Raw genomic sequence first — 22,891 nt, 5'->3', positions numbered from 1 at the left:
TGTGTAACCTACTCGTTGGTTATGCAAGCCGATATTAACCTACTCGCAAAGGCAGAAAGTAGTCGTTTTCGCATTTATCGTGAAACGCTTTCGCGTTTTTCGTGCGCCGCTTCACCGGCACCGTCGAGCTCCTCGGCCGGCCGATCTCGCGCAGCGTGCTGTCCACCGTGACCCGCGTCGACGGCCACATGATCAAGGTGCGCGCGGACAAGGTGCCGGGCGAGGGCCTTCCCGGCGTCGAGCGACTGGTCCGCGAGAGACCGACTTCCAGGGCGACATACGGGCTGCGAAGGGCCTGGAGCTCCGGGAGGTCAAGGTGACCGAGAAGGGCCTGGAGATCTCGGTGACCGGTCGGACGTCTCCCTGACGGGCTGACCGACCACCCGGGCTGCCCGGGCATGCCGGAAAGCACCCGGATCCGGATAGTGAGACGCCCGTGTCCGGTCCGCAGATGCGGGGCAGGCTCGGGGGAGCTCGGCGCTGGATCCCCGGCCCGTTCACCCCGTGCGCGTCTCACATCACGGATGATCGTGTCTCATCATGCGACACGACGGTGACATCTCCGTCCGTACCTCCCTACGATCGGACCCATGAAGCGACAGGCGGATCTCACGAAGCGGCGGGCAGTAGACCTGTGCCGCGTCGCCGCCATGCTCTGTCGCACCTCCTGAGCGGGGCGTTCGCGCCGTCCCGTCTCTCCCCGGCCCTTCGACCGTAGTCAGGGCCGGCCCCGTGCCCCGTACGCGCCGCGTTCCGTGCCCTCGCGCGTACATCCGCACCCAGCAACTCCGCATCTCGCACCACCCCGCCGCACACTGCCCCGGAGGAGAACAACATGAGCCGCAGCGACGTCCTGGTAGACGCCGACTGGGTCGAGGCCCACATCGACGACCCGCAGGTCGCCATCGTCGAGGTGGACGAGGACACCTCGGCGTACGAGAAGAACCACATCAAGAACGCGATCCGGATCGACTGGACCAAGGACCTCCAGGACCCGGTCCGCAGGGACTTCGTCGACCAGGCCGGCTTCGAGAAGCTGCTCAGCGAGAAGGGCATCGGCAACGACACCCTGGTCGTCCTCTACGGCGGCAACAACAACTGGTTCGCCTCCTACGCCTACTGGTACTTCAAGCTCTACGGCCACGAGAACGTGAAGCTCCTCGACGGCGGCCGCAAGAAGTGGGAGCTCGACTCCCGCGACCTGACCGACGCCGTCCCGACGCGCCCGGCCACCCAGTACACGGCCAAGCCGCAGGACGAGTCGATCCGCGCCTACCGCGACGACGTCGTCAAGGCCATCGGCAACCAGAACCTGGTCGACGTGCGCTCGCCCGACGAGTTCAGCGGCAAGCTGCTCGCCCCGGCCCACCTCCCGCAGGAGCAGTCGCAGCGCCCCGGCCACGTGCCGAGCGCCCGCAACATCCCGTGGTCGAAGAACGCCAACGACGACGGCACCTTCAAGTCGGACGACGAGCTCAAGGCGCTCTACGAGAACGAGCAGGTCGACCTGGCGAAGGACACCATCGCCTACTGCCGCATCGGTGAGCGCTCCGCGCTCACCTGGTTCGTGCTCCACGAGCTGCTCGGCCAGGAGAACGTCAAGAACTACGACGGTTCCTGGACCGAGTACGGCTCCCTCGTCGGCGTGCCGATCGAGCTCGGCCCCGCCAAGTAGTCCGACCGACCGACCGACCCGCACGACCCGACCAGAAGGACAGAACCATGTGTGGAGCACAGGCCGGTGGCCCCGACGCTTCGACGATCAAGCCCGGTGAGACCACGATCCAGGGCAGCGTGACCCGCGACGGCGAGCCCGTCACCGGCTACGTGCGGCTGCTGGACTCGACCGGCGAGTTCACCGCCGAGGTCCCGACCTCGGCGACCGGACAGTTCCGGTTCTACGCCGCCGAAGGAACCTGGACGCTCCGCGCCCTGGTTCCCGGCGGCAGCGCCGACCGCACGGTCGTCGCGCAGACCGGCGGGCTCTCCGAGGTCGCCATCGCCGTCTGATCCGCGACGGTCCGCGGTACGCCGCTGATCCGTGACGGTCCGCGGTACGCCGCTGATCCGTGACGATCCGCCGTACGCCGTTCCGTACGGCGCGAAGAACGGCCGAAGGGCCGCACCCCAGGGGGTTGGACGCCACCTGACGCGGGGTGCGGCCCTTCGTGCCGTCCCGGGGCCCCCACCGGGTGGGCGGGCGGCCCGGGGGGTCCTACGCTGGAAGCATGTACGCCCGACGCAGGCGGAACTACTTCCTCATGATGGGCGGATGCATCGCGCTCTTCGTGTCCGCGTGGGCCGTGGTGCGCCTGTGGTCCATGCCGGTCGCCATCGGCATGTGCGTGGTCGCCATGGTGATCCCGCCCGTCGCCGCGATGGTCGCCAACCGGCGGGGCCCGGACGACCGTTGGTGGGACGACCCGTCCGGCGACCCGAAGTCCGACGAGTGGTGGGACGAGCTGGACGGCAGGAAGCGCCGCTGAGCCGGGGGAGTTCCTGCCGGGCCGGGGAAGCCCCCGCCCGGTCGTCCGCTCAGTAGACGAGCGCCTGGGCGCCGTCCGCCATGGCCTCCTGCACGAAGACCTGCGCGCCCGCGATCCGCACGCCCTCCAGCACGTCCTTCTCGCCGATGTCGCGCCGGGCCGCGCACTGGGTGCACAGGGTGATCCGGCCGCCCGCCAGGATCGAGTCCAACAGGTCCGGCAGCGGGGCCGCGTGCGGCAGTTCGAACTCGGCGGCCCGGCCCGGCAGGGCGAACCACGAGGACTCACCCGTCAGCCAGAGCGAGACGTCCACACCGCTGGCGACGCCCACGGCCGCCACGGTGAAGGCCTGGGAGCAGCGCTCGGCGGCCTCGGGCCCGGCGGTCACCTTGATCACAAGCTTCTTCGGCATATGCCGAACTGTAATCGTCCGGGACGCAACCTCCTTGCTGACCTGGGGGTCACTTGTGCGCGCAGGTAAGGGAACCCGCGCTTCAGGTCTCTTGGGGGGACCCTTTTGGAACCGAACGACACCATTCCTGCCGCGCCGGAAGGGTCCGCGCCCGTGCCGCCCGTGCCGCCCGTGCCGCCCGTGCCGCCCGTGCCGACGGAGCCGCCTGCCGCCGTCGATGCGCCGGTACGCCGCCGGCCGCGCGGACGTACGACGCTGATCATCGCGGCGGCGGCGCTGCTCGGGATCTCGGGTGGGGTGGCCGTGGGCTACGGCATCCAGGCCGAGCGGGCGCCGACGCCACTGGCCGCCCTGTCGCAGCCCGGCCTCGCCTACCCGGCGAAGCCGCTGTCCGCCGACCGGGCTCCGGCCCCGCTGCCCGCGGCTCAGGACCGGCGGGTCAGGACGGACGGAGACCTGCGCAAGCTGCTCGTCGACCGGCCCAAGGGCGCGAAGAAGACGATCACCGACGAGCTGGGCCTCGACGACGGCTGGCAGCCGCTCGATCAGTACGCCGAGACGTACTACGACGACCCGCACTTCATGTTCGAGACGCTTTCCGAGCTCGATCTGCGTCGGGTCGCCTCGGTCGCGTGGCGGCAGGGGGAGCACCGGGAGGCCGGTGTCCAGCTGCTCCAGTTCCGGTCCGGTGACCGGCACGGCGCGGCGGAGCACTTCGGCGACCAGCTGATGTACATGCCGTGGGACAAGGACGGCGCGGGCAACCCGGGGGACCCGGTCAAGGGCAGCCGCGAGGGCCGCCACTTCCTCTACCCGGTCGAGCGGAAGGCGGGATACCTCCCGTCCTACCGGGCCAGGGCTCTGGCCGTACGCGGTGACATCGTCCTCGACATCAACATCTTCGACACCGTCCCGATCAGCAAGAAGGACATCCGGACGCTGGCCGAGCGACAGCTGGAGCGGCTGTGAACGACGACGACACGAACCCCGTCACCGGCCCCACCGGCCCGACCGGGTCGGCCGAGGCCCTCGCGCCCGCGCCCGTGCCCGCCCCCGCCCGTCGGGTGCGACGGGTGGTGCTGACCGCTCTGCCCGTCGTCCTGGTGCTCGGGGCGGTCGGCGGCGCGGCCGCCTACACGAAGAACGCCGTGGACACCGCGGACCGGGCGGTCACCACGACCGTCCTGGACGTGGACCACATGCCCTCGGGCGGGGACTCGGCGGGCGGTCCGGCCCGGGGCCGCCACGACACCGAGCTGACCAAGCTCCTGCTTCCGGTGCCCAAGGGTTACCGGCTCGGCCCGGACATCGGCGAACTCGGCAACGACAGCGAGACGAGCGGGGCCAAGGCCGCCGCGGCGATGAAGGAGATGGGGCGCGGCCTGGCCGGGAAGGACCGCCGCGAACTGAACAAGTACGTCGAGAAACTCCGTATTCGGGGCATCGCGCAACGCTCGTACACCTCGGACGCCAACGATCTCGTCGTGAACGTCCAGATCATGAAGATGCAGGACAAGCGGGCGGTCCGCACGTCGTACGTGAACCGCAAGGAGCTGCTGGACTCCGTCGACGTCCTCCGCAAGGGGCCGTCGATCGCCGGCCACAAGAAGGCCACCTGCTACCGGCTGCCCAAGGGCGACAAGAACACCCTCGACGGCATCACCTGCATCGCGTACGAGGGAGAGGTCTCGGTCACCGTCGACGCGAGCGGCAGCAAGCCGTTCAGCCCGTCCGACGTCGCGGACCTGATGAAGGACCAGCTCGACCACATCGCGTCCCCGGGGGAGTACATATGAGCGAGCAGACGGTAACCCCCGAGGCCACCGGGACGCCCGCGATGCCCGAAGCACCGCCTTCCGTCAACGTGTTCGCGCCGCCCGTCGTCCCGCCCGAGGCGCCCGAGGCGTCGCCGAAGCCGCCCCGGCGGGTCCTGCGCGCTGTGGGCCGGTGGACCGCCGCCGCGCTGGCGTTCGGGGTGCTCGGCACCGGTACGGCCTTCGGGATCGCCTCCCTGGAGCGGACCGACGTCCCCGGGCTCGCCACCGAGGGCGACGGCCGCTGGGACTATCCGGAGCTGTCCCTGCCCGCGCTCCCGGCCGGTTCGCCCCGGCCGTCCGGGGCCGGCAACCTGGCTGAGATCCACCACGCCGACCTGCGCGACCTGCTGCTGCCGGCCCCCGCCGGAGCGGTGCCGGACAAGAAGCTGCCCGGCGGCTGGATCTCCACGGAGACGTTCCTGGACGCGTACCGGCAGCAGGACCGGTCGTCGGTGTCCCAGCTCCTGAAGGACGCCGCGCCGCGCCACATCGCGGCCCGCGGCTGGACGATGCCGGACGGCACCACGTCCCGGATCTACCTGGTGCGGTTCACCTCGACGGCGTTCGCGAGCGGCATGCTCGACGACCTGAACGTGGGCTCGTCGGCCGGTACGCCGCTGGACCGCACGGACACCACCGAGATCGACGGCTCCTGGAGTTCGCAGAACGACTTCAAGAACACCTCGTCGTTCGTCTTCGCCGAGCAGTCGCCCTTCGGGGCCGAACACGTCCGGCAGGCGTACACCCTGGCGGGGGACACGCTCGCCCTCGTCGTGCACGAGCGCTCCGGGAAGCGGGAGACGGACGGGGTCCCCTTCCAGCAGACGCTGATCCTCCAGAACCAGCTGCTCGCCTGAGTGCCGGCCGCGGCGGCCCGCGGCCGACACCTGAACGAGAAGGCCGGGCCCCCACCCATTAGGCTGGGGCCCGGCCCTGTCGCCGCCGCCACCCGCTCGTCACGAGGAGCCCCCTGTGCTTGAGGCATTCTTCTCCGCCCTGCTGATCCTGGTCTGCGTGGGCGTCACCGCCTTCGCCGCGATCACCGTGAAGAAGCTGTACCAGGGCCAGCGCTGACCTTCGCCGTCCCACAGTTCCCCGCCCACCCGTCGCACCCTCACAGATCGTCTGAGCCGCTCATGATCGAGATTCCGTCCGACCTCCACCCGGACCTCGTCCCGCTGGCCTTCCTCCTCGGCAACTGGGCGGGCGCGGGCGTGTCCGACTTCCCCGGCGCCGAGAAGTGCAACTTCGGCCAGGAAGTCACCTTCAGCCACGACGGCCGTGACTTCCTGGAGTACGTCTCCCACACCTGGGTCCTGGACGACGAGGGCAAGCAGGTCCGGCCGCTGGAGACCGAGACCGGCTACTGGCGTATCGACAAGGACCGCAAGGTCGAGGTCGTCATGGCCCGCGACCAGGGCGTCATCGAGATCTGGTACGGCGAGCTGGCCCACCAGAAACCGCAGATCGACCTGGTCACCGACGCGGTGGCCCGCACGGCGGCCTCTGGCCCGTACAGCGGCGGCAAGCGGCTCTACGGGTACGTCAAGAGCGACCTCATGTGGGTCGGCGAGAAGGCCACCCCCGAGGTCGAGCTGCGTCCGTACATGTCGGCGCACCTGAAGAAGGTCGTCACCCCCGAGGAGGTCGCCGAGATGGCGCGGAACCTCGAGGACATGCCCGACGACGGCATCGCGTTCTTCAAGTAGGGATTCCTGGGGCGGGGGGCCCGTCCGGAACCGGGGCGGCTGCCCGGTGCTCGCCCCGCCCTACACTGGGCGTGTGGTGAGCACCGACTGGAAGACCGATCTTCGGCAGCGCGGCTACCGGCTGACGCCCCAGCGTCAGCTCGTCCTGGAGGCGGTCGAAGCCCTGGAGCACGCGACTCCGGACGACATCCTGTGCGAGGTGCGCAGGACCGCGTCCGGCGTGAACATCTCCACGGTGTACCGGACCCTGGAGCTCCTGGAGGAGCTCGGGCTGGTGAGCCACGCCCATCTGGGGCACGGCGCCCCGACGTACCACCTGGCCGACCGGCACCACCACATCCACCTGGTCTGCCGGGACTGTGCGGACGTCATCGAGGCGGATCTCTCCGTCGTCGCCGAGTTCACCGAGAAACTGCGCGCCGATTTCGGCTTCGAGACGGACATGAAGCACTTCGCCATCTTCGGCCGCTGCGCCGGGTGCGCGGCGGCGAAAGCGGCGGCGGACGGGTCGACGGACGGGGTGGCGGACGGCGCCGCGGGCGGGGTCGTGGACGGGGCCTCCGGCGGGTCCGCCGACTCGGGTGCGAACACGCCCGCGAAGGGCGCCCCCGCCAAGTCGTAGGCTGGGCGCATGAAGAGCCCCCTGCTGTCCCTGCCCGGTGCCGTTCCCGCCGAAGGCCGCGACGAAGGCGTCGCCGCGCACTACGGCGACCTGTTCCGCGAGCAACGTGCGCTGGCCGACGGCAACGGCTTCGTCGACCTCTCCCACCGGGGCGTCATCACCGTCACCGGCGACGACCGGCTGAGCTGGCTCCACCTGCTGATCACCCAGCACGTCAGCGACCTCGCCCCGCACCAGGCCACCGAGGCGCTCATCCTGTCCGCCAACGGACACATCGAGCACGCGATGTATCTGGTCGACGACGGCACGACGGTGTGGATGCACGTCGAGCCGGACACCCAGGGCGAGCTGATCGCCTACCTGGAGTCGATGAAGTTCTTCTACCGGGTCGAGGTCGCCGACCGCACCGGCGACATCGCCCTCGTCCACCTCCCGGCCGGTTCCATCGCCGAGGTCCCGGACGGGGCGGCCGTACGGGAGACCCCGCAGGGCCGGGACCTGTTCCTGCCCCGCGCCGGCCTGGAGGCGTACGCCGCCGCCCACGGCCCCGCCGCCGGGATCCTGGCGTACGAGGCGCTGCGCGTGGAGGGCCACCGGCCGCGCGTCGGCTTCGAGACCGACCACCGCACCATCCCGCACGAGCTGGGCTGGATCGGCGGCGCCGTCCACCTCCAGAAGGGCTGCTACCGGGGCCAGGAGACCGTCGCCCGCGTCCACAACCTGGGGAAGCCGCCGCGCCGGCTCGTCTTCCTGCACCTGGATGGCAGCGAGGTGCACCTCCCCGGCCACGGGACGCCGGTGCGGCTGGCCGCCGACGGTCAGGAGGGCCGTCAGCTCGGCTTCATCACCACCTCGGCCCGCCACCACGAGCTGGGCCCGATCGCCCTCGCCCTGGTCAAGCGGAACGTGGCCGTCGACGCGGAGCTGCTCGCCGGCGACACGGCCGCCGCCCAGGAGACGGTCGTCGAGCCGTAAGCACTCCGCGTACGGAGCACTCCGCGTACGGAGCACCGCGTACGGCTACACCTCGATGATCACCGTGAACGGGCCGTGATTCGTGAGCGAGACCCGCATGTCCGCTCCGAACCGGCCCGTCTCCACATGCGCCCCCAGCGCCCGCAGCCGCGCCACCACCTCGTCCACCAGCGGCTCGGCCACCTCGCCGGGCGCGGCGGCGTTCCAGGTGGGGCGGCGGCCCTTGTGGGCGTCCCCGTAGAGAGTGAACTGGGAAATCACCAGGAGGGGGGCGTTCACATCCGAACAGGACTTCTCGCCCTCCAGGACGCGCACCGACCAGAGCTTGCGGGCCAGCTGCTCCGCCTTCTCCGGGGTGTCGTCATGGGTGACCCCGACCAGCACACACAGGCCCTCACCGACGATCTCCCCGACGACTCCGGGGGCCGAGAGGTCGTCCGTCGCACCGGCGACGGAGACGCTCGCGCCGTCCACTCTCTGCACCACTGCACGCATACAGACCAACCTATCTTGGGCTGAACGGGTACAGAGCACCTGCATCGGCACCGTGCGGAGTGGCACGATGCACGATGTCGGTGTGCCGACGCACCGGTCGAGGGGACGGAACAGCATGAGTACCTATGGAGCCGGACAATCTCCCGGTGCCGTACCGAGCGGACGTCACCGCACCAGCACCCTGCGGTCACCCGTACAGCGCAGTCTGCCGGGGCAGGGTCCCGTACCGCCACCCGCGACGCCCGCGGCGGCCGGCACCGTGCCCGAGCAGACCGGCGGCGACGCGGGCTTCGGCGGGCTGCGGCTGCCGGAGCTGCGGACGCTGCGCCGGGACGCCCAGCGCGACGAGGCCGATCTCAGTTACGTACGCCGGCTGGTGCAGGGCCGGATCGACATCCTCCGCGCCGAACTTGCCCGCCGCCGGGACCCCGCGGCCCCCGTGGAGGACGCGGCGGTGGTGAGCCGGCTCTCCGAGATCCTGGCCGACACCCCGTCCCGGCACCGCACCTCCGCGCGGCACGTCACGCTGACGACGCCGCGCGGCGACGAGTTCCGGCAGCTCGCCGCCGAGAACCTCGCCGAGGTCGAGCTGTCCGACCTGGAGGCCCGGACGGACGAGGAGCTGCACACGGCGATGGGGCGGCTCGTCCGCTACGAACAGCAGGTCTCCCGCCGCCGTCACGAGCTCCAGCGCACCGCCGACGATTGCGGCGCGGAGATGGCCCGCAGGTACCGTGACGGGGAAGCACAAGTAGACGACCTGCTCGCCTGAAGCGACCCTTCCGGGCGCGGGTCCCGCACCCCCGTCCCCGGAAGGCCACCATGACGTCCACCGACGCCCCGTCCGCCATATCCTCCGCCCCGGCCCCCGCCCCGCCCGTCCTGGCCGAGGTCGTGCGCTCCGGGTTCACGGAGGGGCACCACCGGGGGGCGCTGGTCCTGCTGGCCGCCGACGGCAGCGTGGAGCGGGCGATCGGGGACCCGGCGGCGCCGGTCTTCCCCCGGTCCTCCAACAAGCCGATGCAGGCCGCCGCGATCCTGCGGGCCGGCCTCGACCTCTCGGGCGAACGGCTGGCGCTGGCCGCCGCGAGCCACTCCGGGGAACCCTTCCACCTCGACCTCGTGCGGAAGATGCTCGCCGAACACGGGCTGAGCCCGGCCGACCTCCGGACCCCGCCGGACCTGCCGCTGGACCCGGTGGAGGCGGAGGCCTACCTCGCGAACGGGAACGCGCGCGAGCGGATCACGATGAACTGCTCCGGCAAGCACGCGGCCATGCTCGCCGTCTGCGTCCGCAACGGCTGGGACACCGCGACCTACCTCGCCCCGGACCATCCGCTCCAGCAGCTCGTCGGGCAGGTCGTCGCCGAGGCCGCCGGCGAGCCGGTCGCGGCGGTCGGCACGGACGGCTGCGGGGCCCCGCTGATGGCGATCGGGCTGACCGGCCTGGCCCGCGCGTTCCGGTCCTTCGTGCTGGCGGAGCCCGGGAGCGCCGAGCGCCGGGTCGCGGACGCGATGCGCGCCCACCCGGAGTACGTCGCGGGCACCCGGCGTCCCGACACCTGGCTGATGCGCGAGGTGCCGGGGACGCTCTCCAAGATGGGCGCCGAGGCGGTCCAGGCGGTGGCCCTGGCCGACGGCCGGGCCCTCGCCTTCAAGATCGACGACGGGGCCACCCGGGCGCTCGGCCCGGTGCTGGCCCGCGCCCTGGAGCTGCTGGGCGTGGACGCCCCGGTGGTCGCCCGGATCGGACGCTCACCGCTGCTGGGCGGGGCGGCGGAGGTCGGGGAAATTCGCGCGACATTCTGAGGGGTGCCTGCCTAGCGTGGAGGGATGAGCCTTGATGTCCGTACCGTCACCGCGTCCGAGTTCCCCGAGTGGATGAGGGCGGTGGGCACCGGCTTCCTGACCGCCGGCCAGGGGCCGGGCGAGGAACTCGCCGCGGACCGGCTCGCCGATGTCGACCTCTCCCGCACGCAGGGCGTCTTCGACGCCGGGCGCTGCGTGGCGACGTTCCGCTCGTTCACACAGCGGCTGACCGTCGTCGGCGGAGCCACCGTGGCGGCCGACGCGATCACCGCGGTCACGGTGACGCCCACCCACCGCCGGCGCGGACTGCTCAGCCGGATGATGGCGACGGACCTGGCGGCGGCCAAGGAGCGCGGCGACCTGGTCGCCTCGCTGATCGCCGCCGAGTACCCGATCTACGGGCGGTACGGTTTCGGCCCCGCGGCCTGGAGCGCCGTGTGGGAGGTCTCCGTGCACCGGGCGGGCCTCGACCCGCGCCGCTCCGGTCAGCCGGCGGGCGGTGGCCGGATCGAGATGGTGGACGGCGCCGACATCCGCAAGATCGGCCCCGAGGTGCATGAAGCGCTGGCGGCCCGGCAGCCCGGGATCGTCACCCGCGGGGAGCGCTGGTGGCGGCGGCACACGGGGGTCGCCCCCCGCCCGGACCACGAGACGTGGACCGAGCCCTTCCACGTGGTGCACCGGGCCGCCGACGGCACGGTCGACGGCCTGATGACGTACAGCACGGACGACAAGTGGGGCGACGCCAAGCAGCCGCTGAACACCGCCTCCGTACGGGACATGATCGCGCTGAACCCGGCGGCCGAGCGGGCCCTGTGGCACTTCCTCTGCTCGGTCGACTGGATCACCGCGGTCCGCTCCGGCTACCGCGCCCCCGACGATCTGCTTCCGCTGCTGCTGCCCGACCCGCGCGCGGCCCGGCTGGTCACGAACTCGGACTGGCTGTGGCTGCGGATGCTGGACGTGCCGCGCGCCCTGGAGGCCCGGACCTACGGCACCGAGGCGTCGCTCGTCCTGGAGGTCCGGGACGACGCGGGGCTGGCCGGGGGCCGCTTCCTGCTGGACGCCTCGACCGACGGCGCCCGGTGCGTCCCGACCACCCGGAGCGCCGATCTGGCCCTGGACGTGGCCGAGTTGGCGACGCTGTATCTGGGCGACGAGTCCGTGCGGCGGCTGGTGGACCTGGACCGGGCCGAGGAGCTGCGGGCGGGTGCGGCGACGACGGCGGACGCCGTGTTCCGTACGGGCCGGCGACCGTGGTGCCCGGACGTGTTCTGAGTCCTGTCCGCTGCCGCCGCCGGGACCGGACCAGGACAGGTGCCGCCGGACGGAGCCGGCGGTCAGCGGGTCCGGAGTTGGCGGTCAGCGGTTGAGGTTCCGCCGGGTCAGCGGGTCAGCGGGTCCGTATCCGGCGGTCAGCGGGTCCGGATCCGGAACAGCGTCCCCGAGACGCCGATCGCCACGGCGAGCAGCCCGGCGGCCCAGGCGAGCGCGATCCAGGGGGTGTTGCCCACGTCCTGGCCGAGCAGCAGTCCGCGCAGGGACTCGATGGCCGGGGTGATCGGCTGGTGGTCGGCGAAGCCGTGCAGCCAGTCCGGCATGTTCTCGGTCGGGACGAACGCGCTGCTCGGGTAGGGCAGGAACGACATGAAGAACGTGAAGCCGCTCGCCGCCTCCGGGGTACGGGCCAGCAGCCCGATCGCCGCCGAGATCCAGGACAGGGCCACGATGTAGGCCACCAGGACACCGCCCACCACGAGCCAGCCGCTCCAGGAGGCCGTGGGGCGGAAGCCGATCAGCAGCGCGACGCCGAAGACCAGGGCGGTGGCGCAGAGATTGCGGACGGTGCTCGCCGCCACGTGCCCGGCGAGCACCGACGTACCGCCCACGTCCAGGGAGCGGAACCGGTCGATGATGCCGCCCTTCATGTCCTCGCTGACGGCGGTGGCGGTGGTCGCGGCGCCGAACCCCGCGGACAGGAGCAGGACGCCCGGGACGACGTACATGACGTACGAGTCGTAGCCCGTCCCGGTGTCGATCGCGCCGCCGAAGAAGTAGACGAAGATCAGCATCAGCATGATCGGCAGGGCCAGCGACGTGATCAGCGCGTCGGTGTTGCGGCTGCTGATGCGCAGGGCGCGTGCGGCCATGACGGCGGTGTGGGTGAGCGGGCCGGGCCCGGGGCCGGGGTCGGGGCGCCGCGCGGCCCCGTCGGTGTGCCGGGCCGGGGTTACGCGCCGAACGGCGGTGTCAGACATGGGTGGATGCCTCCGGAGTCGTGGGCGCCTTCGAGGTCAGGTCCAGGAAGACGTCGTCGAGGGTCGCGCTGTACAGGCCGAAGCGTTCGATCTCGTGGCCCGTCGGGTCGATCTCGTCGAGCAGGGCGCGCACCTGGGCCGCCGAGCCGTCGGTGGGGAGGCCGAGCGTCAGGGTCTCGGGGGAGTGGTGGACGGCCCGGCCGGCCAGCCGGAGGTAGGCCTCGCTGCTGGTGAGGACCAGGTCGAGACGGTGGCCGCCGACGCGCGACTTGAGGTCGGCGGCGGTGCCCTCGGCGACGATCCGGCCCCGGTTCAGCAGGGCGATCCGGTCGGCGAGGCGGTCGGCCTCCTCCAGGTACTGGGTGGTGAGCAGGATGGTCGCCCCGCTCGCGGCCAGCTCCCGGACGACCTCCCAGAGTTCCTGCCGGCTGCGCGGGTCGAGGCCGGTGGTCGGCTCGTCCAGGAAGAACACGCCGGGCTCCGGTGAGCCGACGAGCCCGGCCGCCAGGTCGAGGCGGCGGCGCATGCCTCCGGAGTAGGTCCGGACGGGGCGACGGGCCGCCGCGGTGAGGTCGAAGCGTTCCAGCAGCTCCCCGGCCCGGCGCCGGGCGTCGGCCCGGGAGAGCCCGGTGAGCCGGGCCATCATCCGCAGGTTCTCCTCGCCGGTCTGGGTCTCGTCGACGGCGGCGAACTGTCCGGTGAGGCTGATCGACCTGCGCACCGCGCTCCGCTCGGCGACGACGTCGTACCCCGCGACACGGGCGGAGCCGGAATCGGCCTCGGTCAGCGTCGCGAGGATCCGCACGGTGGTGGTCTTGCCGGCCCCGTTCGGCCCGAGGAGGGCGAAGACGGTGCCGAGCCCGACCTGGAGGTCGATGCCGTCGAGGACCCGGACGGCGGGTTTTCCGTAGGACTTGGTGAGGCCGTACGCCTCGATGGCGTGGGCGCCGTCGGCAGCTCCGCCGCTGCCGCTGCTGGTGGTTCCGGTCGCGCCGGTCATGGGCGGGCCTCCTTCTGCGTATGACATACGCGTTATTGCGTAAGCATTACGCATCTCTAGGATGGGGTCAAGGCGCACGGGGGCGAGGAGCGCGGCGGCGCCAGGACGGCGGCGTGGTCGGGACGGCGGGCGAAGGGGATGCGGTGACGGAGAAGAACGGCTCGGGCGGCGGCGATCTGCCGGCCAGCCTGGAGGCGGCCTGGGGGCTGCGGGACCGCCCGGCAAAGGGGCCGAAGCCCGGCCTGAGCCTGGAGCGGATCGTGGCCGCGGCGGTGGCCGTCGCGGCGGCCGACGGGCTCGCTGCCGTGTCGATGGGCCGGGTCGCCCAGGAGGTCGGCGCGTCCACGATGTCCCTGTACCGGTACGTCTCCGCCAAGGACGAGCTGTACGTCCTGATGCAGGAGGCGGCCGTCGGCCCGCCGGAGCCCCTGTCCGCCCTGGAGACCGGTGCGGGCTGGCGGGCGGCGCTCACCGAGTGGGCCGCCACGCAGCGCGACCGCTTCCGCGCCAACCTCTGGGTGCTCCGGATCCCCATCGGCGGGCCGCCCGCCACCCCCAACTCCCTCGCCTGGTGGGAGCAGGGGCTCCAGGCGCTGGAGGGCAGCGGTCTCGGCGAGGGCGACAAGATCTCGGTGATCCTGCTGGTCTCCAGCTTCGTCCGCAGTGAAGCGCTCCTGATGAGCGACCTGGCGGCCGCCGTCACCGCGCGCGGAGTGTCGCCCGATGAGCTGTCGGCGTCCTACGAGCGGACACTCAAGCGGCTCGTCGATCCCGAGCGGCACCCCGGGATCACCCGGCAGCTGGAGGCCGGGATCATGAGCGAGCCGGACGACCCGGAGTACGAGTTCACTTTCGGCATGAGCGTGCTGCTGGACGGGGTGGAAGCGCTCATCGGGAAGACGGCCGACGGCTCCCACCCCGGGCGGTGACGTCAAGTCCGCTTGAGGTCAAGGGCGTACGCTTCATGGTCATGAGCGGAGAGAACACCGGGAGCAGGACCGGGAACGATCCCGGGAACGGCGTCGACGGGCAGACCGCCGGCCACGCGCGGCAGCGTCCCCCGGCACCGGTCGGTCTGCGGGAGCGAAAGAAGCGGCTGACCTATCAGGCGGTCTCCGACGCGGCCATCACGATGTTCCTGGAGCGCGGATTCGACAAGGTGTCCGTGGCGGAGGTGGCGGCCGCGGCGGACATCTCCAAGCCGACGCTCTTCCGGTACTTCCCCGCCAAGGAGGACCTGGTCCTGCACCGGTTCGCCGACCACGAGGACGAGTCCGCCCGGGTGGTCGCCGACCGGCCCCCCGGCGAGGGCCCGCTGGACGCCCTGTGCCGCCACTTCCTCGACGGCCTCGACCGGCGCGACCCGGTGACCGGACTCTGTGACGTACCGGAAGTGCTGGCGTTCCTCCGCCTGTTGTACGGAACGCCGTCCCTGGTGGCCCGCATGTACGCCTACCAGGGCCGCTCCGAGGCGGCACTCGCCCGCGCCCTCGGCGGCGGGCTGCCCGAACGGCTGGCGGCCGGGCAGATCATCGCCGTCCTGCGCATCCTGGCCCTGGAGAACTGGCGGCGGATCGACGCGGGGGAGAGCGCGGACCGGGTCCACGCGTCCGCGGTAAGGGCGGCCGAGCAGGCGTTCGTCCAGTTGCGGACGGGCCTGGAGCCGCAGCCGCGCGCCTGAGGCGCGCGGCCGGTGGGTCGGCGGTGGTCAGCCGGCGAGCGGGGGCCCCGGCGGGTTGACGGCGGTCAGTCGGCCAACAGGGCGGCGGTCAGTCGGCCAACAGGGCGGCGGTCAGCTCGCGGTGATGGTCCACCAGCCAGGTCTGGTGCCGGTCCCACGCCGCACGGCCGCTCTCCTCGTACGCCGCTACGTACGCCGCGTCCCCCCGCGCCACCCGCGACTCGACGAACGTCCGGCACACGGCGGTGGCCTGCTCGATCAGCCCGGGCAGGGCGGCCCGGTCCGCGCGCCCCAGCCCGTAGCCGTCGGCCAGGACCCGTAGACGGTGCGGCGGGTCGAGGCCGGCCCGGCCCCGCATCGGCGCCCAGTAGCGCGCCGCCATGGCCACGTCCCACGCCGGGCGGCCGGGCGCGGCCAGGTCGAAGTCGATGAGCGCGGCGGCGCGGCCGTCCCGGAACACCACGTTCTCCAGGCACACGTCGTTGTGGCAGACCACCGCGCCGGGAGCCGTCGCCCCCTCCGGGTCGGCCAGGTCGGCGGGCCAGCAGGCCGCCCGGCCTGACGGAACGGCCGCCGCCGCGTCGTGCATGCGCCGGAGCAGCACCCCCACGGAGCGCAGGGCCCCGTCCGTCCAGGCCCACGGCGGGTACGGGGCGACGGCGACCTTGCCGGGGACGTACGAGAGCCGCTCGCGACGTTCGGAGGCCGAGACCCCCAGAGGGACGGGTACGCCGTCGAACCCCTGCTCCCGGAGGGCCCGAGGTGGCTGTGCAGGAGGGCGGCATGCGGTGGGGCGGGGCGTTCGACGGCGTCGCCGTGACGGACGACGGCTCCGGCGTTGGCCAGTCCGCCGGACAGCACCTCCGGGTCCCGGTCCACGGGTCAACGCTCCCGGCCGGGCTGCGGAGCCCGCTCCGCGCAGGGCCCCAACGCGGCGCGCAGATCCGCCGGTTCGCGGTAGAGGACACCGGTCATGCCGAGGGCGGCGGCCGCGTCGACGTTCTCCTGCCGGTCGTCCACGAACAGGCACCGGTCCGGCGGTACGCCCGCCCGCTCGGCCGCGATGCGGTACATGGCAGGGTCGGGCTTGGCCACCTGCTCCACCGCGCTGCTCACGACCGAGTCGGCCAGGTCGGACAGGCCCAACAGGGCCAGATCAGCGTCCAGTTGGAGGGTCGCGTTGGTGACGATCACCAGGGGGACGTGGGTCCTGGCCCGGCGCAGCAGCGCCACCACCTCCTCATCGGCCCGGAACGGCGCGTCCGCGAGTGCCCGGCCCAGTTCGAGTGCCCGGTCCGCGCCCACCCGCTCCACGAGCCCGGCGGCGATGGCCGCCACCCAGGCGTCCGGGGTGATCCGGCCCAGGAGCAGCGGGAGATCGACCTCGGGCGCGTAGGCGATGTCGGTCGTGGTGCCCTCCGGAAGACCGGCGGCCCGCTCCAGGGCGGCGAGCGGGGCGGTGTCGTAGAAGCGGACGACGTTGTCGAGATCGCAGAGCACCGCGTCGAAGGCGCGCCCCGCGGGGGCCGGAGGGGCCGGGGTGGCTGGGGAAGCCGGAAGGGCCGGGGGAGTCGCTGCCGGGGTGCCGTTGTCGCCGGGGGCGGGTCGCGTACGCATCCTGGTACCGGACTCCTGCGGTGGGTTTCGGCGATGGTGCGCCGGGTGGGGAGGGGGACGTGGTCGACCATAAACGGCCGCCGGACCGCTCATGGTCGACCACTGCCGCCCTTGCGGGCGGCCCGCGGGACATCACGCGTCACCGTGTGTCCCACACTCGGCGGCGGTCAGTCGGTCAGCGCCCGCCAGGTCACCGGGCCCGCCTCGCCGTCGGCTACCAGACGGTTGCCGCTCTGGTAGGCGCGTACGGCGCTCGTGGTGACGGAACCGAACCCGCCGTCGACCGCCAGGCGGGCACCGCGTCTGTTCAGCGTGGTCTGCGGGGCGCGGACGTGGGACCCGCTCGCCCCCTGCCGCAGCCGCCGACGGGACAGGCCGCGGTCCGGGCTCTCCCGGTCCGCAGGTGTCCCCGTCGGCGAGGCGGCGGTCGCACAGGCTGGGCACATCATGTCTCCCTCGAAGCGGGTCGAGCCCGTGGGACGTCAGGGTGCGTGGGTGTCCGGGTGAGCGGCGTCAGTGGATGGATACGAGGATCTACTCGCATAGAAGATAGGGCCGGGCGGCTGCCCGGTCAGGGGCCCACGGGCCCACTGGGGGGCCCAACACGCGTATGGGTGGGCTGATTTCCGTTCCGGCCCCGCCTGTCACCCGGTCCCCGGTGGCTCCCGCGCCCGGCCGGGAACGCGCGGCGTCGGCTCTCCTCGGCCGGGCGGGCGGGCGGTCAGAGTGCCGCGAGGCCGGCGAGCAGTTCGGCGGCGGGCTTCGGGTGGACGAGCCAGCGCAGATGGCTGCCGGCGAGGGTCCGGACGTCGAAGATGTTGTCGGGGGTGAGCGCGTCGGCCTCGCGGATCATGCGGTCCTGCACGGCGGGCGGAACGCTGGCGTCGGCGTCCAGGCGGACGTAGGTCCTGGGTATCCGGCCCCAGGTCGTGGCCTGTGCCCGGTCGGCGGCCGTACCGGCGTCGAGGTTCTCGTCGCACTGGAAGGTGCTGAGGAAGGTCCGGAACTCGTCATCGGTGAGGTCGGCGGCGAAGGCCTGCTTGAGCGCGGTGAGCGCTGTCGGGTCGGCCGTGCGGAAGTTGAAGCGCAGCAGCCCGAGTTCGGCCGGGTTCCCGACGAGTGCGGCGGTGAGGGCTCCCGCGTCGACGTCGGCCATCTCCGGCTGGGCGTAGTAGCCCCCCACCTCCAGCTCGACGGGGCACCAGGCGGAGACGTAGACGATCCGGTCGATCAGGTCGGGCCGGGCGTTGGCGACGGCGGTGGTCGTGATGCCGCCCCTGCTGTGGGCGACGAGGACGGTGGGGCCGTTCCGCTTGGCCCGTTCGAGGACGTCGATCACGCGGGCGACGTTGTCCGCGAGCGTGACTCCCTCGATGCCTCCCGGCTCCGTGGCCAGCGTGTCCAGATCCTGGGGAGCCTGGTAGGACGCCGGCGACGTCGCCTCGAATCCGTGCCCCGGAAGGTCGACCGCGACCGAGCGGTGCCCGAGCAGGGCGAGTTCGGCCTGGAGGGGCGCGAACGAGAACGAATTCGCGAAGGCGCCGTGGACAAGGATGAACGTCGGTTGAGTATGCATGCTTCAGCCTCCAACAGAACGATCTTCGGAACAAGATCCGCCGGCGCCGGCTCATGCCAGGGTGACATCCATGCCGCCCTCGGTCAGGGACTCGAGGACTGCGGAGAACAGGTCGTACGGCCGGCCATCCGGTCTCAGGGCGTGGGACAGGTGCCCGCGTGCGGTCGCCGCGTCTCGCCAGAGCAGGGTGGCGGGCGCGGTGTAGCCGAAGGTGCCGCGCAGGCAGTCGTCAAGGGCGGCGAGACAGCCGCCGAAGTAGCCGCCCGGCCCGTTGACCGCCTCGCCGAGTGCCAGGTAGAGGGCTGGTGGGTCGGTGACGTGCCGGCCGTCGAGTTCGTAGGGGTGACCGGCCGGCCGATCACGGTGGGTACGCCGGCAGGCCCGCTCCCGGACGAGGTCATGCCAGGCCCCGCGTCGGCGGGTATCCAGGTCGGCCCAGGCGTTCACGGCGTCCGGCGGCCCGGAGAGCCACCGCTCCCAGATGGGCCGGGCGTATGCGGCAACGGGGGTGAAGCCGCCCCCGTCGAGCTCCAGGTCGATCAGGTCTGCTCCGCATGCGGACGGGCGCCAGCCACTGACTGTGGCCCACAGCGGTCGGTCGGCAAGCAGCTCGCCCTGGCCGTCCTGTATCTCCAAAGCGGTCCTCTCCAGATCCAGCGCCCGCCGGGTGCCTTTCATCAGCGCCGCTCTCAGCTGATCACTCGGCGCGAGCCCGCGCAGGACCAGCGGGGGCGGCGCCTCGTCGGGCGGCAGGATACGGGTGAACTCCCGGCAGGAGCCCAGCCAGCGATGCCCGTCGTGGAGGCGGACGCGCCCTCTGTACCCCTCGGGCGGACCTTCGTAGTCGTCCATGCCGGTGAGCAACAGACTGTCCGTCCCGCACGGTTTCCCCAAGCGCTCCGCGTCCTCCAGCAGCCAGGCGTCGAGTGACTCGTCGTCCGGGACCAGCCACACCCGGCTGCCGACCCCAGCGCGTACGCCGGATTCCTCCGGCACCCAACCGAACAGCTCGTACGTCCCACGCCGGGGTTCCCTGAACAGCCCCTCCGCCTCGGCGCAGACGCCCCAGACATGGCCGTGCTCAGTCTCGGTCAGCGTGTACCGGGCGCGCACGCGCTCGTTCTCGTCCTCATGCACAGCGGGAATGATGCCCGACAGCCCGACGGCGGAGTCGGCCGTCGCCGGCCGGCTGCGCACGTGCTCGGTGTCAGCCGGCACGACTCGATGTCATCTGCCTCGAAGAGCCGCTCAGGCGCGGGCGCCCAGGGCAGTGGCACGCGACACTTTTGCAAGCATGTGCTTGCAAAAGTTAGCAAGGGTGTGCACTATCGAGTCATGGCATCACTCAACGTCGGCAATCTCGGGGAGTACCTGCGGGAGCAGCGCCGTGCGGCGCAGCTCTCGCTGCGGCAGCTCGCCGAGGCGACCGGGGTGTCGAACCCGTATCTCAGCCAGATCGAGCGCGGTCTGCGCAAGCCCAGCGCGGACGTGCTCCAGCAGGTCGCCAAGGCGCTGCGGATCTCGGCCGAGACCCTGTACGTCCGTGCGGGGATCCTCGACGAGCGGGAGCGGGAGGAGCTGGAGACGCGGGCGGTGATTCTGGCCGATCCGTCGATCAACGAGCGGCAGAAGAACGTGCTGCTGCAGATCTACGACTCCTTCCGCCGCGAGAACGGATTCGTCCCCGGGCCCGACGCGGACGGGAAAGCGGACGCCGACGCCGGCGCGGGCGGCGATGCCGGGCCCCGTGAAGATGCCGCGCCCCGTAACGGCGACGGTGCCGGTGCGGACGCTGCCGAAGACCAAGACCCTCACAGCTGAACAGCTGGTTCTGATGATCCGGGAGGACCACAGTCATGGCCATCACCGATGACCTGCGCAAGACCCTCACCGACCCCACCCCCCTCTACTTCGCCGCCGGCACGGCCGACCTGGCCGTGCAGCAGGCGCGCAAGGTCCCGGCGCTGATCGAGCAGTTGCGGGCCGAGGCGCCCGAGCGGATCGAAGCGGTGCGCAACACCGACCCCAAGGCCGTGCAGGAGAAGGTGACCACGCAGGCCAAGGAGGCCCAGGCCACCGTGCAGGCGAAGGTCACCGAGGTGTTCGGTTCGCTCGACGCCGCCGACCTGAAGAAGCTGGGCGAGAGCGCTCAGGACCTGGCGCTCCGCAGTGTGGGCGTGGCCGCCGAGTACGCGATCAAGGCCCGGGAGACGTACGAGAAGGTCGCCGAGCACGGCGAGCAGACGGTACGGACCTGGCGCGGGGAGACCGCCGAGGAGATCGTCGAGATCGCCGCCGTCGTCGAGGCGGAGCCCAAGCCGAAGGCCGCGCCCGCCGCCACCAAGGCCTCGCCTGCCGCGAAGCCCGCCGCGCCTGCCGCGAAGCCCGCCGCGCCTGCCGCGAAGCCCGCCGCGACGAAGACCGCGCCCGCCGCGACCAAGCCCGCCGCCCCGGTGGAGTCCGCCGAGGCCAAGACCGCGCCCGCCAAGAAGACGCCCGCGCCGCGCAAGCCCGCGGCCAGGAAGACCCCGCCGCCCGCCGGCAAGTGACCCCCACGGGTCCTTCCGGTACGCGGTTCGCGGGACGCGTGACCGGGGCGCGAGGCGGGCACCTTTACGGGTGGCCGGCTCGTTGTCCCGGTACCTTGGCCTTCTCGGCCGCAGGGCGCTCATCCACTCACTAGGCGGTACACACCATGTTGCTCTCAGCGTTCGGCTCGCTCCTCCAGCTGCTCTATCTGGCGATGCTGGTGCTGGCCGTGGTCGCGTTCGTCTTCGCGGCGACCGCCCGTGAGGACGCCTACCGTGCCGCCGACAAGAAGAAGAAATCCTTCTGGCTGGTGATCCTGGGTGTCGCCGTCGCCGTGAACCTGCTGATCCCGATGCTCTTCCTACAGCTCGCGGGTGTGGTCGCGTCGATCGTGTTCATGGTCGACGTGCGTCCCGCGCTCAAGGCGGTCTCGGGCGGCGGCGGTGGCCGCAGCGGCGGCTCCAGCAGTGACGGCCCGTACGGTCCCTACAACGGCGGGCGCTGAGCCCTCGCCGCCCGCGCGTGCGGGGGCGGCGGCCGGTCGACGGACGCGGGGTGGGAGCGCGGTGCGCTGCCGCCCCATCGTCGTATCCGCTCCGGATCGCGGCCCAGCAGCAGGACCGCCACATCGTCGGTCAGCTCGCCGCCGTTCATCTCCCGCACCTCGGCGACCGCCGCCTCCAGCAGCTCCTCGCCCGCCAGCCCCTGTTCCAGCCGGCTGTTGACCATCGCGACCATGCCGTCCTGGCCGAGCCGCTCACTGCCGCCGGTCCCCACGCGCCCCTCAATGAGGCCGTCCGTGTACATCATCAGGCTCCAGGCGCCGCCCAGCTCCACCTGACGGCGCGGCCAACGGGCCCGTGGCAGCAGCCCCAGGGCCGGGCCGCCGTCCTCGTACGGGAGCAGCCGGGCGGGGAGGCCGTGGCGGGCGAGCAGCGGTGCGGGATGCCCGGCGAGGCAGAGTCCGGCCCGCCGCCCGTCGGGGGCGATGTCCACGGTGCAGAGCGTCGCGAAGATCTCCTCGCTCTGCCGCTCGTGCTCCAGCACCTGCTGGAGCGTGGAGAGCAGCTCGTCCCCGCACAGCCCGGCCAGGGTCAGCGCCCGCCAGGCGATCCGCAGCTCGACGCCGAGCGCAGCCTCGTCCGGGCCGTGTCCGCAGACGTCGCCGATCATCGCGTGCACCGTGCCGTCCGGGGTGCGGACGACGTCGTAGAAGTCGCCGCCGAGGAGGGCGCGGCTGCGGCCGGGGCGGTAGCGGGCGGCGAAGCTCAGCCCGGAACCGTCCAGCAGCGGGGTGGGGAGCAGGCCGCGTTCCAGGCGGGCGTTCTCCTGGGCGCGCAGCCGGGACTCGGTCAGCTGGTGCTGGGCGATGTCGGCGCGCTTGCGCTCCACGGCGTACCGGATGGCGCGGCTCAGGACGCGCGCGTCCAGCTCGCCCCGGAAGAGATAGTCCTGCGCCCCGACCCGGACCGCCTCGGCCGCCAGCTCCGTGTCGTCCTGCGCGGTCAGCGCGAGGACCGCGTGCAGCGGCGCGATGCGGAGTACGTAAGCGAGGGCCGCCAGCTCGTCGGCCCGCGCGGAGACGGGCTCGGGCAGCGACCCGCCGGACGCGCCGGTGCCTGCCGCCCCGGCGTCCGTGGTGGGCGCCCCGGGGCCGGACCCGCCGCCCGTCAGGGGCAGCGCCAGGTCCAGGAGGATGCAGTCGACGTCGTCGGTGAGCAGCCGCGCGGCCTCGGTGAGGTTGCGGGCGGTACGGATACGGACCCGGGTCCCGGCCGCTGCCGAGAGCTCGGGGACGGTGATGGTGGTGCCCGCCGGGTCGTCCTCGATCACCAGCAGGGTGAGGTCGCCGTGCGAGGTCTCCGCAGCGGGAACGGCTCGCTGCTGCGGTACGGGTACGGGCAT

General features: G+C 72.3%; 26 protein-coding genes and 3 pseudogenes. 19 read left to right on the top strand and 10 right to left on the bottom strand.

Annotation, left to right across the window (positions count from 1 at the left end; translation table 11 throughout):
- Positions 1-107: 107 nt before the first annotated feature.
- The 5 genes and pseudogenes from AC3CH1_RS07715 to AC3CH1_RS07695 all read left to right on the top strand — a co-directional run.
- A pseudogene (locus tag AC3CH1_RS07715) lies at positions 108-375 on the top strand (LmeA family phospholipid-binding protein); the annotation flags it as partial.
- 215 nt (positions 376-590) lie between these two features.
- On the top strand, positions 591-671 hold the full coding sequence (locus AC3CH1_RS07710) for a putative leader peptide (protein ID WP_350240574.1): 81 nt from the start codon (positions 591-593) through the stop codon (positions 669-671).
- A gap of 164 nt (positions 672-835) precedes the next feature.
- Positions 836-1,675: a sulfurtransferase gene (locus AC3CH1_RS07705; protein WP_488462236.1), complete on the top strand. Its 840-nt coding sequence runs from the start codon at positions 836-838 to the stop codon at positions 1,673-1,675.
- 47 nt (positions 1,676-1,722) lie between these two features.
- The gene (locus AC3CH1_RS07700; RefSeq protein WP_003968135.1) at positions 1,723-2,010 is read left to right on the top strand and encodes a DUF1416 domain-containing protein; all 288 of its coding nucleotides are present in this window, start codon (positions 1,723-1,725) and stop codon (positions 2,008-2,010) included.
- Positions 2,011-2,228: 218 nt separating this feature from the next.
- The gene (locus AC3CH1_RS07695; RefSeq protein WP_488462235.1) at positions 2,229-2,486 is read left to right on the top strand and encodes a DUF3099 domain-containing protein; all 258 of its coding nucleotides are present in this window, start codon (positions 2,229-2,231) and stop codon (positions 2,484-2,486) included.
- A gap of 49 nt (positions 2,487-2,535) precedes the next feature.
- On the opposite strand, the gene AC3CH1_RS07690 is transcribed toward AC3CH1_RS07695, so the two are convergent.
- Complete coding sequence (locus AC3CH1_RS07690) at positions 2,536-2,898, bottom strand: DsrE family protein (protein WP_488462234.1); 363 nt, start codon at positions 2,896-2,898, stop codon at positions 2,536-2,538.
- 162 nt (positions 2,899-3,060) lie between these two features.
- Here AC3CH1_RS07690 and AC3CH1_RS07685 point away from each other — a divergent pair, with 162 nt between their 5' ends.
- The 6 genes from AC3CH1_RS07685 to ygfZ all read left to right on the top strand — a co-directional run bounded on the left by AC3CH1_RS07685 (position 3,061) and on the right by ygfZ (position 8,021).
- Entirely contained in the window at positions 3,061-3,867 is an 807-nt protein-coding gene (locus tag AC3CH1_RS07685) for a hypothetical protein (protein ID WP_488462240.1), read from the top strand.
- On the top strand, positions 3,864-4,694 hold the full coding sequence (locus tag AC3CH1_RS07680) for a hypothetical protein (protein ID WP_488462233.1): 831 nt from the start codon (positions 3,864-3,866) through the stop codon (positions 4,692-4,694). Before AC3CH1_RS07685 ends, AC3CH1_RS07680 begins: the two co-directional genes overlap by 4 nt.
- Positions 4,691-5,572, top strand: coding sequence for a hypothetical protein (locus tag AC3CH1_RS07675; RefSeq protein WP_488462232.1), 882 nt, complete (start codon positions 4,691-4,693; stop codon positions 5,570-5,572). The genes AC3CH1_RS07680 and AC3CH1_RS07675 overlap by 4 nt, the downstream gene beginning before the upstream one ends.
- Before the next feature lie 279 nt (positions 5,573-5,851).
- Entirely contained in the window at positions 5,852-6,424 is a 573-nt protein-coding gene (locus tag AC3CH1_RS07670; protein WP_007446360.1) for a heme-binding beta-barrel domain-containing protein, read from the top strand.
- 73 nt (positions 6,425-6,497) lie between these two features.
- The gene (locus AC3CH1_RS07665) at positions 6,498-7,046 is read left to right on the top strand and encodes a Fur family transcriptional regulator (protein ID WP_488462231.1); all 549 of its coding nucleotides are present in this window, start codon (positions 6,498-6,500) and stop codon (positions 7,044-7,046) included.
- Between the two features lie 9 nt (positions 7,047-7,055).
- The gene (gene ygfZ / locus AC3CH1_RS07660) at positions 7,056-8,021 is read left to right on the top strand and encodes a CAF17-like 4Fe-4S cluster assembly/insertion protein YgfZ (protein WP_488462230.1); all 966 of its coding nucleotides are present in this window, start codon (positions 7,056-7,058) and stop codon (positions 8,019-8,021) included.
- A gap of 45 nt (positions 8,022-8,066) precedes the next feature.
- Here the strand turns inward: ygfZ and dtd are convergent, their stop codons facing one another.
- On the bottom strand, positions 8,067-8,516 hold the full coding sequence (dtd, locus tag AC3CH1_RS07655) for a D-aminoacyl-tRNA deacylase (RefSeq protein WP_488462229.1): 450 nt from the start codon (positions 8,514-8,516) through the stop codon (positions 8,067-8,069).
- A gap of 115 nt (positions 8,517-8,631) precedes the next feature.
- Between dtd and AC3CH1_RS07650 the strand changes: the two genes are divergently transcribed.
- From AC3CH1_RS07650 to AC3CH1_RS07640, 3 genes are read left to right on the top strand one after another with little or no spacing between them, the layout of a single operon-like run.
- Complete coding sequence (locus AC3CH1_RS07650; RefSeq protein WP_488462228.1) at positions 8,632-9,288, top strand: RsiG family protein; 657 nt, start codon at positions 8,632-8,634, stop codon at positions 9,286-9,288.
- Positions 9,289-9,338: 50 nt separating this feature from the next.
- Positions 9,339-10,325 carry an asparaginase gene (locus AC3CH1_RS07645; RefSeq protein ID WP_488462227.1) on the top strand — a complete coding sequence of 329 codons (987 nt, stop codon included), beginning with the start codon at positions 9,339-9,341 and terminating at the stop codon, positions 10,323-10,325.
- A 24-nt stretch (positions 10,326-10,349) separates the two neighbouring features.
- Positions 10,350-11,603, top strand: coding sequence for a GNAT family N-acetyltransferase (locus AC3CH1_RS07640; protein WP_488462226.1), 1,254 nt, complete (start codon positions 10,350-10,352; stop codon positions 11,601-11,603).
- Positions 11,604-11,740: 137 nt separating this feature from the next.
- Here the strand turns inward: AC3CH1_RS07640 and AC3CH1_RS07635 are convergent, their stop codons facing one another.
- Together AC3CH1_RS07635 and AC3CH1_RS07630 are read right to left on the bottom strand one after the other, a co-directional pair.
- Positions 11,741-12,583 (bottom strand): ABC transporter permease, encoded by an 843-nt coding sequence (locus tag AC3CH1_RS07635; RefSeq protein WP_488462225.1) that lies wholly within the window; start codon positions 12,581-12,583, stop codon positions 11,741-11,743.
- Positions 12,576-13,583, bottom strand: coding sequence for an ATP-binding cassette domain-containing protein (locus AC3CH1_RS07630; RefSeq protein WP_488462224.1), 1,008 nt, complete (start codon positions 13,581-13,583; stop codon positions 12,576-12,578). The genes AC3CH1_RS07635 and AC3CH1_RS07630 overlap by 8 nt, the downstream gene beginning before the upstream one ends.
- Before the next feature lie 143 nt (positions 13,584-13,726).
- Here AC3CH1_RS07630 and AC3CH1_RS07625 point away from each other — a divergent pair, with 143 nt between their 5' ends.
- A complete protein-coding gene (locus AC3CH1_RS07625; protein WP_488462223.1) occupies positions 13,727-14,512 on the top strand; it encodes a TetR/AcrR family transcriptional regulator C-terminal domain-containing protein in 786 nt (261 codons plus the stop codon).
- A 35-nt stretch (positions 14,513-14,547) separates the two neighbouring features.
- Entirely contained in the window at positions 14,548-15,264 is a 717-nt protein-coding gene (locus AC3CH1_RS07620) for a TetR family transcriptional regulator (RefSeq protein WP_488462222.1), read from the top strand.
- Between the two features lie 88 nt (positions 15,265-15,352).
- Here the strand turns inward: AC3CH1_RS07620 and AC3CH1_RS07615 are convergent.
- The 5 genes and pseudogenes from AC3CH1_RS07615 to AC3CH1_RS07595 all read right to left on the bottom strand — a co-directional run bounded on the left by AC3CH1_RS07615 (position 15,353) and on the right by AC3CH1_RS07595 (position 19,606).
- A pseudogene (locus AC3CH1_RS07615) lies at positions 15,353-16,143 on the bottom strand (phosphotransferase).
- A 3-nt stretch (positions 16,144-16,146) separates the two neighbouring features.
- Positions 16,147-16,881, bottom strand: a complete 735-nt coding sequence (locus tag AC3CH1_RS07610; RefSeq protein WP_488462221.1) for an HAD-IA family hydrolase — start codon at positions 16,879-16,881, stop codon at positions 16,147-16,149.
- A 167-nt stretch (positions 16,882-17,048) separates the two neighbouring features.
- Positions 17,049-17,240, bottom strand: a pseudogene (locus AC3CH1_RS07605) (peptidoglycan-binding domain-containing protein); the annotation flags it as partial.
- A gap of 362 nt (positions 17,241-17,602) precedes the next feature.
- Positions 17,603-18,457: an alpha/beta fold hydrolase gene (locus tag AC3CH1_RS07600; protein WP_488462220.1), complete on the bottom strand. Its 855-nt coding sequence runs from the start codon at positions 18,455-18,457 to the stop codon at positions 17,603-17,605.
- 51 nt (positions 18,458-18,508) lie between these two features.
- Positions 18,509-19,606: a barstar family protein gene (locus AC3CH1_RS07595; RefSeq protein WP_488462239.1), complete on the bottom strand. Its 1,098-nt coding sequence runs from the start codon at positions 19,604-19,606 to the stop codon at positions 18,509-18,511.
- Between the two features lie 186 nt (positions 19,607-19,792).
- On the opposite strand from AC3CH1_RS07595, the gene AC3CH1_RS07590 reads away from it, so the two are divergent.
- From AC3CH1_RS07590 to AC3CH1_RS07580, 3 genes are all read left to right on the top strand, one after another.
- Positions 19,793-20,278 carry a helix-turn-helix domain-containing protein gene (locus AC3CH1_RS07590; protein ID WP_488462219.1) on the top strand — a complete coding sequence of 162 codons (486 nt, stop codon included), beginning with the start codon at positions 19,793-19,795 and terminating at the stop codon, positions 20,276-20,278.
- Between the two features lie 35 nt (positions 20,279-20,313).
- The gene (locus tag AC3CH1_RS07585) at positions 20,314-21,006 is read left to right on the top strand and encodes a hypothetical protein (protein WP_488462218.1); all 693 of its coding nucleotides are present in this window, start codon (positions 20,314-20,316) and stop codon (positions 21,004-21,006) included.
- 146 nt (positions 21,007-21,152) lie between these two features.
- Positions 21,153-21,491: a DUF2516 family protein gene (locus AC3CH1_RS07580; RefSeq protein WP_018959825.1), complete on the top strand. Its 339-nt coding sequence runs from the start codon at positions 21,153-21,155 to the stop codon at positions 21,489-21,491.
- Here AC3CH1_RS07580 and AC3CH1_RS07575 read toward each other — a convergent pair.
- Positions 21,473-22,891 (bottom strand): PP2C family protein-serine/threonine phosphatase, encoded by a 1,419-nt coding sequence (locus AC3CH1_RS07575; RefSeq protein ID WP_488462217.1) that lies wholly within the window; start codon positions 22,889-22,891, stop codon positions 21,473-21,475. The genes AC3CH1_RS07580 and AC3CH1_RS07575 overlap by 19 nt on opposite strands.

Source organism: Streptomyces sp. MGP-P1, from assembly GCF_057766565.1.
This window is presented reverse-complemented; position numbering and strand designations above follow the sequence as displayed.